15 protein-coding genes and 2 pseudogenes are annotated in these 16157 nt (G+C 67.6%); 14 read left to right on the forward strand and 3 right to left on the reverse strand.

The genetic code is table 11. The features are described 5' to 3' along the window. On the reverse strand, positions 1-342 hold a 342-nt coding region (locus tag GJ633_RS17705), incomplete at its 3' end, for a DUF790 family protein (protein WP_321168944.1). Between the two features lie 257 nt (positions 343-599). Between GJ633_RS17705 and thyA the strand changes: the two genes are divergently transcribed. From thyA to psmA, 3 genes are all read left to right on the forward strand, one after another. After that, entirely contained in the window at positions 600-1628 is a 1029-nt protein-coding gene (gene thyA, locus GJ633_RS06880) for a thymidylate synthase (protein WP_156588214.1), read from the forward strand. Next, a complete protein-coding gene (locus GJ633_RS06885) occupies positions 1628-2209 on the forward strand; it encodes a dihydrofolate reductase (protein WP_156588215.1) in 582 nt (193 codons plus the stop codon). Before thyA ends, GJ633_RS06885 begins: the two co-directional genes overlap by 1 nt. 185 nt (positions 2210-2394) lie before the next feature. Beyond that, positions 2395-3210 (forward strand): archaeal proteasome endopeptidase complex subunit alpha, encoded by an 816-nt coding sequence (psmA, locus tag GJ633_RS06890; RefSeq protein WP_197431274.1) that lies wholly within the window; start codon positions 2395-2397, stop codon positions 3208-3210. Positions 3211-3385: 175 nt separating this feature from the next. Here psmA and GJ633_RS06895 read toward each other — a convergent pair whose 3' ends face one another. Beyond that, on the reverse strand, positions 3386-4270 hold the full coding sequence (locus GJ633_RS06895; protein ID WP_156588217.1) for a hypothetical protein: 885 nt from the start codon (positions 4268-4270) through the stop codon (positions 3386-3388). Positions 4271-4348: 78 nt separating this feature from the next. Beyond that, positions 4349-5218, reverse strand: coding sequence for a CheF family chemotaxis protein (locus GJ633_RS06900; RefSeq protein WP_156588218.1), 870 nt, complete (start codon positions 5216-5218; stop codon positions 4349-4351). 158 nt (positions 5219-5376) lie between these two features. Between GJ633_RS06900 and fer the strand changes: the two genes are divergently transcribed. The 11 genes and pseudogenes from fer to GJ633_RS06955 form a co-directional block, all read left to right on the forward strand. Continuing rightward, a complete protein-coding gene (fer, locus tag GJ633_RS06905) occupies positions 5377-5766 on the forward strand; it encodes a ferredoxin Fer (protein WP_156588219.1) in 390 nt (129 codons plus the stop codon). A 718-nt stretch (positions 5767-6484) separates the two neighbouring features. Next, entirely contained in the window at positions 6485-6937 is a 453-nt protein-coding gene (locus GJ633_RS18485) for a TIGR03668 family PPOX class F420-dependent oxidoreductase (protein ID WP_156588220.1), read from the forward strand. 533 nt (positions 6938-7470) lie between these two features. Then, positions 7471-8043 (forward strand): hypothetical protein, encoded by a 573-nt coding sequence (locus GJ633_RS06915; protein ID WP_156588221.1) that lies wholly within the window; start codon positions 7471-7473, stop codon positions 8041-8043. Next, positions 8043-8765 carry a ubiquinol-cytochrome c reductase iron-sulfur subunit gene (locus tag GJ633_RS06920; RefSeq protein WP_156588222.1) on the forward strand — a complete coding sequence of 241 codons (723 nt, stop codon included), beginning with the start codon at positions 8043-8045 and terminating at the stop codon, positions 8763-8765. Before GJ633_RS06915 ends, GJ633_RS06920 begins: the two co-directional genes overlap by 1 nt. After that, positions 8765-10136 (forward strand): annotated as a pseudogene (locus tag GJ633_RS06925) (cytochrome bc complex cytochrome b subunit). The gene GJ633_RS06920 and the pseudogene GJ633_RS06925 overlap by 1 nt, the downstream one beginning before the upstream one ends. Further along, positions 10133-10321 carry a hypothetical protein gene (locus GJ633_RS06930; RefSeq protein WP_156588223.1) on the forward strand — a complete coding sequence of 63 codons (189 nt, stop codon included), beginning with the start codon at positions 10133-10135 and terminating at the stop codon, positions 10319-10321. The pseudogene GJ633_RS06925 and the gene GJ633_RS06930 overlap by 4 nt, the downstream one beginning before the upstream one ends. Before the next feature lie 8 nt (positions 10322-10329). Beyond that, positions 10330-13181 (forward strand): annotated as a pseudogene (locus GJ633_RS06935) (molybdopterin-dependent oxidoreductase). Beyond that, on the forward strand, positions 13178-14236 hold the full coding sequence (locus tag GJ633_RS06940) for a 4Fe-4S dicluster domain-containing protein (protein ID WP_156588224.1): 1059 nt from the start codon (positions 13178-13180) through the stop codon (positions 14234-14236). The pseudogene GJ633_RS06935 and the gene GJ633_RS06940 overlap by 4 nt, the downstream one beginning before the upstream one ends. Continuing rightward, positions 14226-15050: an ethylbenzene dehydrogenase-related protein gene (locus GJ633_RS06945; protein WP_156588225.1), complete on the forward strand. Its 825-nt coding sequence runs from the start codon at positions 14226-14228 to the stop codon at positions 15048-15050. Before GJ633_RS06940 ends, GJ633_RS06945 begins: the two co-directional genes overlap by 11 nt. Next, positions 15047-15787, forward strand: coding sequence for a molecular chaperone TorD family protein (locus GJ633_RS06950; RefSeq protein WP_321168945.1), 741 nt, complete (start codon positions 15047-15049; stop codon positions 15785-15787). The genes GJ633_RS06945 and GJ633_RS06950 overlap by 4 nt, the downstream gene beginning before the upstream one ends. Beyond that, on the forward strand, positions 15780-16157 hold a 378-nt coding region (locus tag GJ633_RS06955), incomplete at its 3' end, for a hypothetical protein (RefSeq protein WP_394351138.1). The genes GJ633_RS06950 and GJ633_RS06955, both read left to right, overlap by 8 nt.

Genomic DNA, 16157 nt, shown 5'->3' on the forward strand with positions numbered 1-16157 from the left:
CGCCGGCCGAGATAGCCTCGCTCGCGATCTCCTCGCTACCTTTTCCCCGGTGAACAGCACGAAACGGGAAACGGGCGTCGTTTGCGCTCTCGAAACCCCGCGAGAGGGAAACTCGAGCCCCGTCTGATCCCCGGGCATCTCGTAGTCGCTGACGACGCAGTCGATCGGGTTTCGGGCCTCCAGCGCGTCGAGCGCGTCGTCGAGGTCGCCGCGACGTTCCCCGACGTGCGACTCGAACGTCCCGAGCACCTTCGCCGCCAGGGGACGGTGCTCCCGGGTAGTAAATTGGGGGCGGTAGCCGCCGCCGGCCCGGGAGACGCGCAGGAGGTCCTTGCGTAGCACGGCCCGGAATACGGCACGCCGAACCTAAAACGAGCGGATTCGGTCGGTGCACGCAGCGACCCTCCGCTCCTCGCGGCCGGCCGCCGAGGCCGCTCGCGGGTGCGCGCCGACGGCGACGAGACCAGATCGGCCCGGCCTAGCCCAGATCGGACCGGCCGCCAACGGAACGCCTTAGACACCCCGACTCGTTTGCCCGTGTAACACCGCGTGCCGGGAGAACCGCGTCGCCCCCGTGGTTCCGGTGCGTCCCGACTACCATGCAACAGTACCTCGACCTCGTCGACGAGACTCTCTCGACGGGCACGTACAAGCCGAACCGGACCGGCGTCGACACGATCGCTTCGTTCAGCGGACAGTACACGGTCGACCTCGCCGAGGGATTCCCCCTCCTCACCACCAAGAAGATGGACGGGTACCGGTGGAACTCGCTCATCCACGAGGTGCTCTGGTACCTCTCGGGCGAGGAGCACGTCCGGAACCTCCGCGAGGAGACGAAGATCTGGGACGCGTGGGCCGACGAGGAGGGGCACCTCGACACCGCCTACGGCCGCTTCTGGCGTCGGTATCCGGTGCCGGACGACGCGGCCGCGCTCCCGGGCGAGACCTGGCCCGACGACGCCCACCAGTGGGTGACCGTCGAGGAAGCCCCCGACGGGACGGAGCGTCGGACGTTCGACCAGATCGCGTACGTCCTCGATACCCTCCGGGAGAACCCGCACTCCCGGCGGATGGTCGTGAACGCGTGGCACCCCGCGAACGCCGCGACCTCGACGCTGCCGCCGTGTCACTACACCTTCGTCGTGAACGTGCAGGGCGGCCGGCTGAACCTCCACCTCACGCAGCGGTCGGGCGACGTCGCGCTCGGCGTCCCGTTCAACGTCGCCGCGTACGCGCTGCTCGCGAACGCGCTCGCCCAGCGCACCGGCTTCGAGGTCGGCGAGTTCGGCCACACGATCGTCGACGCGCACGTCTACTGCGGCCGCGGCGAGCGCGGGGAGTGGTACGCGAGCAACCTGAAGTACGTCCAGGATCGGCTCGCGGCCGTCGAGAGCAAGGCCGACTACCTCGACGTGAAGAGCTGGGTCGAGCGGACCGCCCCCGACGAGGCCGACGGCGAAGAGGGGTACGACCACGTCCCCGGACTGCTCGAACAGCTCTCGCGGGAGCCGCGAGAGCGGCCGCGGATCGAGATCGCCGACGTGCCGCTCGACGAACTGACGTACGAGGACGTCGAGGTCGTCGACTACGACTCCGCGAACGGGCTCTCGTTCGCGGTCGCGGAGTGATGGCGGGCGACGCCGGCGAGGCGAACGGGACTGCGGGGGGTTCCGCGTCGGGCCCCGCCATCGTTCTCGTCGCCGCGGTCGCGGAGAACCGCGTCATCGGCGCCGACGGAGGGATGCCCTGGCACTACCCGGCCGACCTCGCGCACTTCAAACGCCTGACGACCGGTCACCCGGTGATCGTCGGCCGCACGACCTACGAGAGCATCGTGGCGGGCATCGGCGGCCCGCTCCCCGACCGGACCAACGTCGTGTTGACGACGCGGGATATCGACGACGCCGACCTGTCGGAGGGCGCGATCGTCGCGAACGGCGTCGAGAAGGCGATCGAGCGCGCGGCCGCGGACGCCGCCGACCGCGGCGTCGACGAGGTCTACGTCGTCGGCGGCGCGGCCGTCTACGAGCAGTTCCTCGACCGGGCGGACCGGATGGTGCTGACCGAGGTCCCAGAGCGCCCCGACGGCGACACCCGGTTCCCGGCGTGGGACGCGGACCGGTGGAGTGAGGTCGACCGAAAGACGGTCGGGAACGGCGACGACGAGGACGACCTCGCGTTCGTCACCTACGAGCGCGTCGACCGGTGAGGACGCGCCGCAGCCCGGGTGCGGACGCATCCTCGTCCGAGAGCACGGCCGTGTCTGTGACGGATCGGGAGACGCATACCGCGTTCGGTCCCACACCGGAGTACCGGTTAAGGAGGGTTTTTCAACCGTCCGGCGTAACTGGGGGTAATGAGTCGAGGCGACACCGCGAGAGCGGGTGATCGACGATGATGGGCGGTAACGACCAGCAGGCGTACGACCGCGGCACGTCGCTGTTCTCGCCCGACGGTCGGATCTACCAGGTCGAGTACGCGCGCGAGGCGGTCGAGCGCGGCGCGCCGAGCGTCGGCGTCCGGACGGCCGAGGGTGTCGTCTTCGTCGCGATGTCGCGCCCCTCCTCGACGCTGATGGAGGCCGAGAGCATCGAGAAGCTCCACAAGCTCGACGACCACGTCGGCACCGCGAGCGCGGGCCACGTCGCCGACGCCCGACAGCTCATCGACCTCGCCCGCCGACAGTCGCAGGGGAACCGCCTCCGGTACGGCGAGCCGGTCGGCGTCGAGACGCTGACGAAGTTCGTCACCGACCACATCCAGGAGAACACCCAGCGCGGCGGCACCCGCCCGTACGGGGCGGCGCTGCTCATTGGCGGCGTCGACGACGGCGAGCCGCGCCTGTTCGCCGCCGACCCCTCCGGCACCCCCAACGAGTGGAAAGCGACCGTCATCGGCGGCGGGCGCTCCGACATCCAGGGCCACCTCGAGTCGGAGTGGCGCGAGGACCTCGGGCTCGACGAGGGGATCGAACTCGCGATCGCGGCGCTCGCCGCTCACGACGACGAGTTCGAGTCGACCGACCTCGCGGTCGCGACGATCACCGAGGCGGACGGCTACCGGACCGTCGGTCTCGACGCGGTCGCCGACGCGTTCGACGCGGTCGGACTGGGTGGTGACGAGGGAGATGCGGATACCGACGCGGACGGCGACGAATCGACGGATGGTGACGCCGGCGACGAGAGCGACGCGGACGGCGACACCGAGTGATCCGTCAACTCTAACGCGACGCGGGAAGCGGCAGACGCCGGAGGCGCGCACCGAGCGTCGGCGCCCGGTCGAGGGTGCCGCGGTGCCGGCGACTGGCGTCGAGAGCGAGGAGACGGGGAGCTGTTGCTATCGGGAGACAGAGCGGCGAAGGAACGCCGAAGCCCCGGAGCGGGGGTTACTGCCCGCCGTCGGTCATCGCGACCGGCTCCTCGTCGGCGTCGTCGGCCGCGGCGTCCGCGGTCGGCGGCCCGCTCGTCGCCGGGTCGACGGCCGGATCCTCGACGCCGAAGTGGGTCCAGAGCGTGACGGCGACGACCGCGTACGCGACGAGGTCGTAGTGGACGGCGCCCTCGAAGGCGGTGAACGCGGCGAGGGTGCTGTACGAGTACAACAGGGCGACGCCGCCGACGAACGCGACCTCGTTCGTGAGCTCGCCGTCGCGCACCGCGCCGACCGCGCGGCGGACCGTCGGCCCGCACGCGACGAGGAACGCGATCCCCGACAGCGCCGCGAGGTTGACGAAGAAGTGCGTCGCCACCTGAGACTCGAGGATCGACTGCAGGTACGCGACGGTGACTGGGTCGTAGAACAGCCACTCGACCCGGGTCGGGTACAGGACCGCGATGTACGGCGTCGCGACCATCAGCCCGAAGAGCACCGCGACCGCGACCCGCGCGGACGCGAACTGGGCGGCCCGCCGGGCCTCGAACGCCTCGTCGCCCGGGGCGACGACGAGCCCGCACGCCTCCAGCGTCTCCCGGAGGTCGTCCCGGGCGAGGTCCGGGTCGTGGTGGATCCCGACGGTCCCGTTCCGCTCCGTCGCAGACGCGGCGCTAACGCCGTCGTGGTCGCGGAGCACGGCCTCCAAAAGCGCCTCCCGCGCCTTCGTGTCGATCCCCTCGACGGAGAACGTGTCGTGCGCGTGCGACTCCGGCACCCGCGACACCCGCGGACCGTCGCCGGACGAATCCGGATCCCGGGTGGCTGAGCCGGCGCGCCCCCGATCGCGTGCCACGGCGTCGAGCCGGGTCGACCGGCCACGGTAGTCATCGCCTGGCATGCATCGTACGTACGCGTCCATCAGCATGAAACTTCCCCCGGCGTGCTCGAACGCGGGTCGCAGTCGTCCGCACGCCCGTCAGGCGTCGGGCGATTCCAGGTGCGCCGTGACGACCAGCTGCCCCTTGCGGGTGAGCGCGGTCCCCTCGTCGCCGTCGACGACGAGGTCCGCCTCCCGCAGGGTGTCGAGGACCATCGACGTGTGGGTGACGTCTCCGGTGACGACGTCGGCGACGCTGGCCTCGCCGCCGGCCGAGTAGATCGACCCGAGCACCTCCAGTTGCTCTTCGGTCGGGTCGAACGACTCGACCTCGGCCTTCACGTCCTCGTACGCCAGTTCGACGTACCGACCGAGAAGGGTGAGGACGCGTTCGTCTGGCACCGTGACGACCGACGTGACGGTCCGCGCGTCCGGCACGTGCCTGAAGACGAGCGCTGGCCGTTCAGCGCCGGCGACCGTCCGACGCGTCCGCTCGGAGTCGACGACCGACGACAGTTCGACCGAGAACGGGTCGGGACGGTCCTCGAACCGGATCGCGCCCGTCGAGAGCGAGACGGTCGCGGTGTGGTCCGACGCGTCGGTGACCCGTCCGTCGACCGTCGCCGGGTGTCTGACGGTGACCCTCACGTCCGCTACGAGTGCCGTGAACAGCTGCCTGACGAACCGGTCGACCTCGGCTGTATCGCCCTCCACGAGCGCGGCGCGTCTGCTCCCGTCCCGCTCGAACGCGACGGTGACGCTGTCGCTGAAGAACGATCTGAGGTCGCCGGGGACCTGCCCCGCGACCACGTCGAAGACGCTCGACAGCGGGATCGTCGTCTTCGTCTCGTCGGTCGCGAGCACCAGCCGGCGCTGGCTCAGTAGCACGCGGCCGGGGACCGGCTCGTCGCAGCCGAGGTCGGGTGCGTAGACGCGTCCGAGGAAGTCGGCGACGACGGACTCTCCCATCGGCGGATCGTGGTGGTCTCGCGTCTTCACTGTTACCATCCGCCGAGTTGTGTGAGACAGAGAGGGCCGAGGGCGTTCGCCAACCTCACGGTAGACGTGACGGCTCGAAACGCGAGGAACAGCAAAGCCTAATGAGGAGGCCTTCAAACCGTCAGGTGATGCCCACTGTAGAATACCTCAACTACGAAGTGCTTGACGACCAGGGTTGGTCGATGGACGACGACGACCTCTTCGAGAAGGCTGCCGACGCCGGCCTCGACGACGAGGACTACGGCATCCTCGACGTGAATCAGGGCGAGTACATCCTCGAATCGGCCGAGGCACAGGGCTACGACTGGCCCTTCTCGTGCCGCGCCGGCGCGTGCGCGAACTGCGCGTCCATCGTGAAGGAGGGCGAAATCGAGATGGACATGCAGCAGATCCTCTCTGACGAGGAGGTCGAAGAGAAGAACGTCCGGCTGACCTGCATCGGCAGCCCGGCCACGGACGAGGTCAAGATCGTCTACAACGCGAAACACCTCGACTACCTCCAGAACCGCGTCATCTAAACAACGGCGTATAAGGCTCGTTACACAGACGCAGCCTCTTGGAGGGTAGCGATAGTTCAGACCAGCCGTTTCCGGCCTGAACTAGCTCTCTACTCACCGTTTTCTCTTCAGCATTAACTGCGTTCAGAACCAACCTTTTGCCGCGGTCGGCGCCGAGGCACCTCCCTGGCAAAAGCTCGAATAAAACGTGCAGATAGCGTAGTCCAAACTATCGTAGTTCAAACTACGGTAGTTGAGACAACAATAATTCGGAGTGCCCAAGTACGGCGGTAACAGAGAACCGAGTCATCTGATTAACGGCCTGAACCGCCTCGAGGTCAAGCCCCGGAACATTCGCTTCGACCGCCGTACTTCCCTCGTTCAACACCGCCTCCTCTCGGGGGAGCTCTCAGATCTCCCGAAGCGCCCAATTTTGTGGCCGAAGAGTCTCGCTCGCCGCGGCTGCCGCCGAACGAGCACACCGTCTCAGGGGATCGCGTTTTTATGATCCGACTCGCACCACCAACAAGCACTCTCGTATGGGGTTGGCTCCTAGAGGGTGTGCTGCAACAGTTCTCATACCTGTTTTTCGCTCCGTCGATTCGCTCAGTACAGGGAACTCACGTACTGGTCAATCCGTTGACTTACTCGCTACCTGTCAGGAACGTCGTGCGAGATACAGAGGCTCAATCCATCACCGAAGGGTAGCTTCTTTCCTCCGCCGATCTTTACTCTTGGTATGTTTCAGGACCAGGAACGAGAGTATATTGAGACGGCGCAGATCGGCCGTCTGGCCACAGCCGATTCCGAGGGGCGTCCGCATGTCGTGCCGATCTGCTTTGCACTCTCAGACGGCCAAATCGTGACACCAGTCGACGAAAAACCACAACGCGTCTCTCCGGAAGACCTCCGCAGGAGCCGGGACATCAGTGAGAACCCGCGAGCCACATTAATTGTCGATCACTATTCGGACGATTGGTCCCAACTCGGATGGGTGCAGATACGAGGGACAGCTGCCCACTGTACTCCAGGCGATGCATCACACTCCCCTGGAGTTACAGCCCTCAAGCGAAAGTACGAGCAGTACGCCGATCACAATCTTGACCAGCGTCCTCTCATCCGTATCGCTCCTGGTAGCGTACGATCGTGGGGCCGTCTCAAACGACCGGAGAACTCCCGGCGGACCCCGTAACTGGTGCCCCATACGCGCGTTGCATCATCGTACAGGTAGCTGAACCTCTCTTTGAGTTGGCAGAATTCTCGGCGCTCGATACGCACACCAACTCTACCAGCTGATTCTCCAGTTCTTCTGTGAGATAAAACGGCGTGAGAAGTGTTTTATGACACCCTCGAGAGATGCTATAATTTGTACGCGGGACCCATCCAAATGCTGTCTCGTGCCGGCCCACTACCCGCAGATACACTTTCTCCCTTCTACTGACAGGTAGCGGTCGACTGCGACGATAACCGGGCGATCGCGGTCGTCGTCGAGGAGCGCATCCCAGAGATCGACGAACCCGTCACCGCTCTCTGGATATTTTCACATTTAGTATACTTACGGGTATTCTTTTAACCCCATGATTAATAGTTCAATAAAGCGGCGGGAACACATCATGGCACCGACGTGGCTCGTTCGTACGGCACTCGCAGGCGCTCTCCGACACCGTATCTCGGGTGTTTCCGACCGCGGAGGGGTTTCCGAATGACACAGTCGTGGACAACAGAATGACGAGACAACGACTCGTACTCGTCCTGCTCGTGGCAGTGGTGTTGCTCCCGATGTGGTTCGTCGCCATGCAGGGCGAGCCACCGTCCGAGGACGTAGCGCTCGATCAGAGCGTCAGCGACATCCGACCGCTCGACGGTTTCGTCGACACGCCGACGAAGCTCTCCCCGAGCCAGGTCGGCGTCATCGTCTGGGTCGCGCTGCTCGGGCTGTTGGGCGTGTTGACCGCCTTCCACCGCTTCATGAACGAGTTGGCCAGGCCCGACGGCGACGCCCGGCCCGCCGCCGACGGCGGCGAGGTCGACCTCTCCTGGCTGGAGACGGACGATCGGTGGATCGTCGGGTACGACCCGCCGAGCGACTCGCTGTGGGGGTTCATCGCCATGGGCGGGCTGACCGCCCTGACGATCGTGTTCGCCGCGCTGTTCACCGGCGAGTACCTCACGCTGGCCCGAACGCAGTACTTCGGCGTCTACGCGTTCGGGATGTTCATGTCGCTCACCGGACTGACGGTGTCGTACTACGCGTGGTTCATGCCACACGTCGAGGTCGCCGAACGGAGGGATCACTAATGACCGACGACGACCCCTGCGATCCTCTCACCCGGCGGTACCCCGACGGCGAATCGACCGATCGCTGCGGGTGTTCGTCGTCGGGAGCGGGATCGAACTGCTCGGGATCAGGGCCGAACGGTGCGGGTGAGCGGCCGAGCATCTATCAGCGGTTCTGGCGGGACGCCCGCGCGGAGCTTCACCGGCGGGATTACGCCAAGGGACTGGCGACGATCGGCGGTCTGGCCGCCGTCGGCAGTCTCGTCGCGCCGTTGGCCGGGCTGAGCCGGGCCTTCGAGCGTGAGTACACCGGACCGGTGTACGAGGATGGGATCGCGCTCGTCGACGGCGACGGCGACAGGATCGCCGAGGACCGCCTCGACGAGGGCGAACAGCTCACGGTGTTCCCCGAGAGCCGGCCCGGAATCGAGCGGGCACCCACGCTTTTGGTCCGGTTCGCGGAGGACGCCTACGGCGGCGAGACGAACATGGAGTTCACCGTGTCGGGGTACGCCGCCTTCTCGAAGGTGTGTACCCACGCCGGGTGCATGGTCGCCAACCGGGAGGGTGAGACGCTCATCTGTCCGTGTCACTCCGGGAAGTTCGATCCGCTCTCGGGGGCGACCGTCGTCGGCGGACCGCCGGCGCGAGCCCTGCCGCAGCTCCCGATCACCCTGGCGAGCGAGGGACACCTGATCGCGACCGGCGACTTCGAGGGGGCCGTCGGCCCCGGGGGTGGCTGATGAGCCGCCGCGACGACGTCTACGACTGGCTCGACACCCGGTTCGACCTCGACGCCGCCGAGTCGTTTTTGGGCAAAGCGTTCCCCGCCGAGGACTCCTTCCTGTTGGGCGAAGTCGCGCTGTTCTGTTTCGGGTTGCTCGTCGCGTCCGGGACGTTCCTCGGCTTCTTCTACGAGCCGAGCACGACCGCCGTCCAGTACCAGGGCAGCGTCATGAAGTACCAAGGCGAGGAGATGCCGGCGTCGTTCGTCAGCGTGCTCCAGATCACCTACGACGTGCCCTTCGGGATGCTGATCCGCCGGATGCACCACTGGGCCGCGCACCTGTTCGTGGCCTCGATCGGGCTGCATATGCTGCGGATCTTCTTCACCGGCGCCTACCGCAACCCCCGTGAGCCGAACTGGCTGATCGGCACCGCGCTCGCCGGGCTCTCGATGGGGGCGGCCTACACGGGGTACGCGCTGCCGTTCGACGAGTTCGCCAGCACCGCCATCGGGATCGGGTACAACGTGACGCTCTCGATTCCGCTGATGGGCGAGTGGCTCGCCAGCGTCGCCTTCGGCGGCTCCTTCCCGTCGAGTTCGACGATACCGCGGCTGTTCTTCTTCCACGTCTTCGTGTTGCCCGCGCTCATCGCGGTGTTGATCGGCGCCCACATGGCGATCCTGATCAGACAGAAGCACACCGAAGCCCCCCCGCGAGGGCCCCGTCGAGGGACGAGAGACGGTCGACGCCGACGACGGTAGCGTCGTCGTCGGGTTGCCGGCCGTGCCGAACCAGGCGGCCGTCAGCGCCGTGGTGTTCTTCCTCACCCTGGCCACCCTGTCGCTCCTCTCGGGCTTTCTCCCGGTCCACAACATCGCCGAGTACGGGCCGAACGACCCGGCGTCGACGCCGGAGCTCATCATGCCGGACTGGTTCCTGATGTGGGGGTACGGATTCTTGAAGCTCGTGCCGTCGTGGCTCAGCTTCGACCTGTTCGGTCTCCACTTCAGCGCGGAGCTCATCGGCGGACTGGTCCTGCCCGGGCTGGTGTTTCTCGGCGTCGCGCTGTGGCCGTTCGTCGACTCGGCGCCCGAGCCGGTCCACTTCACCGCCGACCCGACCGAGCGCCCCTGGCAGACGGCCGTCGGGATGGCCGCCGTCACGTTCGTCATGCTCGCGTCGATGGCGGGGATGGACGTGATCGTCGCCGACGTCGTCGGCATGGGTACCGACCAGCTCCGACCGTACCTGATCGGGTCCATCGTGGCCGGCCCGATACTGATCGGGCTGGCGAGCTACGCGGCGTTGGGGGGGTTCGGCGGCGACGCGCCGGCGGAGCGTCCGACGACCGACGAAGGCGAATCGTCGCCGGGGGAAGAGAAATGAGCGACGCCGCTGCCTCCCGGCTGACCGCCAGACAGTACCGCTGGCTCGATCGGACGACCAAGCTCCTCGGTGCCGGCCTCATCGCCGCCGGCCTCGACGTCGGCGGCGGCACGACGACCGGGCTGCTGTTGGCGGGTGCCGGCGTCGCGATCGGGCTCTGTACGGTAGTGATAACGCACGCGTAACCGAACTCATGCACGACGAACACACGACACACGACCGAGACGACGGAGCCGAATCGGTGCAGACGACCCGCCGTAGTTTCCTCAAGGGCGTCGGCGTGGCGGCCGGCGGGAGCTTCCTCCAGATGGACGGCCTGCAGGTCGTCGACGACCCGATCGGTTCGTACGACTACCGCGAGTGGGAGGACCTCTACCGCGAGCGGTGGGACTGGGACAGCACGGCCCGCAGCACGCACAGCGTGAACTGCACCGGCAGCTGTTCGTGGGAAGTGTACGTCCGCAACGGGCAGGTCTGGCGGGAAGACCAGGCCGGCGACTACCCGCAGTTCGACGACGACGCGCCTGACCCGAACCCGCGGGGCTGTCAGAAGGGGGCCTGTTACTCCGATTACGTCAACGCCGACCAGCGCGTGTTGCACCCGCTGCGGCGCACCGGCGAGCGCGGCGAAGGGAAGTGGCAGCGCATCTCGTGGGACGAGGCGCTCACCGAGATCGCCGAGGCGGTCATCGACGCGGTGCAGGACGAGGAGTACGACGCGATCAGCGCGTTCACGCCGATCCCCGCGATGTCGCCGGTGTCGTACTGCAGCGGCAGCCGGCTGACCAGCCTGCTCGGCGGGGTCGGCCACTCCTTTTACGACTGGTACTCCGACCTCCCGCCGGGACAGCCCATCACGTGGGGGACCCAGACCGACAACGCCGAGAGCGCCGACTGGTACCACGCCGACTACATCATCGCGTGGGGCTCCAACATCAATGTCACGCGGATCCCGGACGCGAAGTACTTTCTGGAGGCCGGGTACAACGGCACGAAGCGCGTCGCGTCTTCACCGACTACTCGCAGACGGCGATCCACTGCGACGAGTGGATCGGGCCCGACCCCGGCAGCGACACGGCGCTGGCGCTGGGGATGGCCCGGACCATCGTCGACGAGGGACGCTACGACGAGGCCCACCTGAAAGAACAGACCGACATGCCGCTGCTCGTCCGCGAGGACACCGGGAAGTTCCTGCGGGCGAGCGAGGTCCCCGGCGTCAACGTCAACGCCGACCGGCCGGACCACGTGTTCGTGATGGCGGACGCCGACGGCGGTCTCCGCGCCGCTCCGGGGTCGCTCGGCGCCCGCGACGGCCAGCACGACGAGACGGCGAGCATCGAACTCGACTTCGACCCGCAGCTGGCGGTCGACCGGACGGTCTCGACGACCGACGGGTCGGTCGCCGTCCGGTCGGTGTGGAACCGGCTCCGCGAGGAGCTCGCGACCTACACGCCGGAGTTCGTCAACGAGGAGACCGGCGTCGGACGAGAGACTCACCAGGAGATCGCCCGGGAGTTCGCCGAGGCCGACCGCGGGAAGATCATCCACGGCAAGGGCGTCAACGACTGGTACCACAACGACCTCGGGAACCGCGCGATCCAGCTGCTCGTGACGCTGACCGGTCACATCGGCCGGCAGGGAACGGGGCTCGACCACTACGTCGGCCAGGAGAAGATCTGGACCTACGAGGGGTGGAGCAGTCTCAACGCCCCCGTGCCGAGCCGCAGCGTGCCGACCACGCTGTGGACCTACTACCACTGCGACGTGCTGGACAACGCGGACGCCGAGACGACGCGGCGCGTTCGGGAGGCCATCGACGAGGACTGGATGCCCGTCTACCCGGCCGAACGCGAGGACGGATCTCGGCCGGACCCGCGGATCATGTTCATCTGGCGGGGGAACTACTTCAACCAGGCCAAGGGTAACGTCGCCGTCGAGGAGCAGCTCTGGCCGAAGCTCGACCTCGTGGTCGACGTCAACTTCCGGATGGACTCCTCGGCGCTGTACGCGGACATCGTCCTTCCGTCGGCCAGCCACTACGAGAAACACGACCTCTCGATGACGGACATGCACAGCTACGTGCACCCGTTCACCCCCGCGGTCGAGCCGCTCGGAGAGTCGAAGACCGACTGGCAGATCTTCCGCGAACTCGCCGCGAAGATCCAGGAGCTGGCGCGGGAGCGCGACGACGTGGAGCCCGTCCAGGACCGCGAGTTCGACCGCGAGATCGACCTCGAATCGATCCACGAGGACTTCGTCCGCGACTGGGAGTCCGGCGAGGAGGGCCGGCTCGCGGACGACCGGGAGGCCTGCGAGTACATCCTCGAGCACTCCGCGGAGACGAACCCGCCCGAGAGCGACGAGCAGATCACCTTCGAGGACACCGTCGAGCAGCCCCAGCGGATGCGCGCGGTGGGCGACCACTGGACGTCTGACCTGGAGGAGGGCGAGCCGTACACGCCCTGGAAGCGGTACGTCCAGGAGAAGAACCCCTGGCCCACGTTCACCGGGCGCCAGCAGTACTACGTCGACCACGACTGGTTCCTCGAACTCGGCGAGGAACTCCCGACGCACAAGGAGCCGCCGACCCTACAGGACAAAGCGGAGTACCCGCTGAACTACAACACGCCGCACGGTCGGTGGTCGATCCACTCGACGTGGCGCGACAGCGAGAAGATGCTCCGGCTCCAGCGGGGCGAACCGGTCGTTCATCTCAACCCCGACGATATGGAGGAACGGGGCATCGAGGACGGCGACACGGTCCGCATCTACAACGACCTCGGCAGCGTCGAGGTGCAGGCCAAGCGATACCCCAGCGGCGAGCCGGGGACCGCCCGGATGTACTTCGCGTGGGAGCGGTTCCAGTTCCCCGACCGGGGGAACTTCAACTCGCTCGTTCCCCTGTACATGAAGCCGACACAGCTCGTCCAGTACCCCGAGGACACCGGCGAACACCTCTACTTCCGGCCCAACTACTGGGGGCCGACGGGCGTCAACAGCGACGTCCGCGTCGAGGTGGAGCGGGTCGGGGGTGAAGGGGAATGAGTACCTCCGACGGCGGCGAGACGATCGACATCGCCGACGACGTCGACCACCAGGTGGCGATGGTGATGGACCTGAACAAGTGTATCGGCTGTCAGACCTGCACCATCGCCTGCAAGACCAACTGGACCGACGGCGGCGGTCGGGAGTACATGTACTGGAACAACGTGGAGACCAAGCCCGGCGCCGGCTACCCGAGAGACTGGGAGGAGCTTGGCGGCGGCTGGGACGAGGAGGGCGACGAGCGCACGCCCGGGGATCTCCCCGCGCAGGAGGACTACGGCGCGCCGTGGGACTTCAACCACGAGCAGATCATGTACGAGGGCAGCGACGAGCCGCTCCGGCCGATGGACAACGCCGCCGACTGGAGCCCCAACTGGGACGAAGACGAGGGCGCCGGCGAATACCCCAACTCCTACTACTTCTACCTCCCGCGCATCTGCAATCACTGTACGCACCCCTCCTGCGTGGAGGCCTGTCCGCGGAGCGCGCTGTACAAGCGGGAGGAGGACGGGATCGTCCTCGTCGACCAGGACCGGTGTCGCGGGTACCGCTACTGCGTCGAGGGGTGCCCGTACAAGAAGGTGTACTACAACGCGATGAAGAAGACCTCGGAGAAGTGCATCTTCTGTTACCCGCGCATCGAGGGCGAGGGGCCCGACGGTGAGGTCCGCGCGCCGGCCTGCGCCGAGGACTGCCCGCCACAGCTCCGGCTCGTCGGCTACCTCGACGACGAGGAGGGGCCGATCCACAAGCTGGTCAACGAGTACGAGGTCGCCGTCAGGCTCCACCCCGAGTACCGGACCGAGCCGAACGTCTACTACATCCCGCCGTTCGCGCCGCCGCAACACGCCGCCGACGGGGAGACGACCGACGAGGACCGCATCCCGCGGGAGTACCTCGAGGAGCTGTTCGGTCCGGCGGTCAACGACGCCCTGGAGACGATAGAGCGCGAGCGCGAGAAGGTGAACCGCGGCGAGGACAGCGAGGTGATGGAGATGCTGACCACGACAGACACCAGCGACCAGTACCGGCTCGAGGTGTTCGATGAAGCGTAACGAACTCCTGCTGGTCGCGGTCCTGGCGGCCGTCGTCATCGGTGCGACCGCGGTGTTGCCGCCGGGCGTCGGGGCCCAATCGGAACGCGGCATTCCGGTCGAGTACACGGCGACCGCCGACGACCTCGACAGCGTGACCGGGAACGGGTGGGAGGAGGTCCAGTCGGTCACCGTCCCCCTCAGCAGCGCCGGTGCGGACGTGCCGTCCGCAGACGACGTCACTATCGAGCAGATGCGCGCCCAGGCCGTTCGTACCGACAGCCGGCTGTACCTCCGGATCTCGTGGGCCGACCCGACGCGGGACACCTCGGAAGCGAGCGTCCGGGAGTTCGCCGACGGCGCCGCCGTCCAGCTTCCGACCGACGGCGATCAGCAACCCCCGATCGCGATGGGAAGCCGCGAGAGCCCGGTGAACGTCTGGTACTGGTCGGGCAGCGGCGAGACGGAGGAGCTGTTCGCCGGTGGACCCGGGACGACAACCCAGTTCCAGCAGACGACCGTCGCCACCGAGCACACGTACGCCGACGGCCGGTGGCAGGTCCTGTTCACGCGCCAGCTCGCACCCGACGAGCCGAACCGGACGACGGTTCCGAGCGCGGCCGACGAGGAGACGAGCGTCGCCTTCGCCGTCTGGAACGGTTCGAACATGGAAGTCGCGGGGCAGAAATCCGCGAGCCAGTGGCACCGCGTCGCCATCGGCCCCGCCCCGCCCGCGTACGAGCGGGTGCTGTGGGCGGTCGCGGGCGTCGCCATCGTGATCACGACGCTGGTGACGATTCAGGGGATCCGGCACACGGGGGGTGACGGGTCGTGACCGCCGAGAACGCGCCGGACGTCCTCGCTCCCCGACCGGCCGACCTGCCCGACGGAGTCGATCCCGAGCCGAGCGCGCGCGGCGCGCTGTACGCGCTGTGCGCCCGGATCTTCCGCGATCCGGACGCGGAACTGTACCGTGCGCTCGCAGACGGGACGCTGACGGCGACGTGTCGGCGCCTGCTCGACGAGACGACGCTGTCGGTGACACCGCCGGATCTCACCGTCCGCGAGGACCACGAGACCGTTTCGGCCAGGTTCAACGACCTGTTCGTCGTCGGCTACTCCGAGGTCGTCGACGCGACCGACGGCACGATGGACAACTACGGGCCGCCGGTGTCGCTGTACGAGTCCGATTACCGCACGGAGGTGTCCTGGAACGAGGTGAACCTCGATCTGGCTCGCGCCTACGAGTTCTTCGGGTGCCAGGTCGATCGGGACGTGCGGCGCAACCACGATCACCTCCGGCTGGAACTGGAGTTCATGAGCTACCTCTGTCGGCGGGAAGCCGCGGTCGACCCCGGAGTCGCCGCGGCGCGGATCGACTTCCACGACCGCCACCTGCGGGTCGCCGCCGCCGGGGTGGCCGAGGCGCTCGACACGGAACCGGGAACCGGCGTCTTCGGCCGCGCGGCCGCCTTCCTCGATCGGTTTTCGACGGCCGACGTCGCGGAACTCGCCAGCCGGGAGATCCAGGAACCGACCCGCCACGACGACGAGGTGACGGCCGATGGGTAGCGAACCGACCGCCCGCGGCGATCGGTTCGCGGACCGCCTGGCCGATCGGCTGTTCGGCGAACGCGTCTCGCTCGTCGGCGGAACCGCCGCGGTCGCCGCCCTCGCGGTCGCCGGGCGAACCGCGCTCACGATCGCGACCAACGCCCCGTTCGAGCCGGTCTCCGTGCCGACACCGCTGCGGTGGCTGGCGGCGATCGCGACGCCGCTCGCTCTCTCCGCGTCGGCCGGTGCCGCCGCCCTCGCCGCCGACCGCCCGTCGGTCGCGTCGGGCTCCTGTTCGTCGCCGCCTTCGTGCCCGTCGCGGCGCTGGCGCCGGCAGCCGCGCTCCCGGCGGCCGTCGGCGTCGCCGCCGGCGGGACCCTGGCTCTCT

The organism is Halorubrum sp. CBA1125 (assembly GCF_009742825.1).
Taxonomy (GTDB): Archaea; Halobacteriota; Halobacteria; order Halobacteriales; family Haloferacaceae; genus Halorubrum.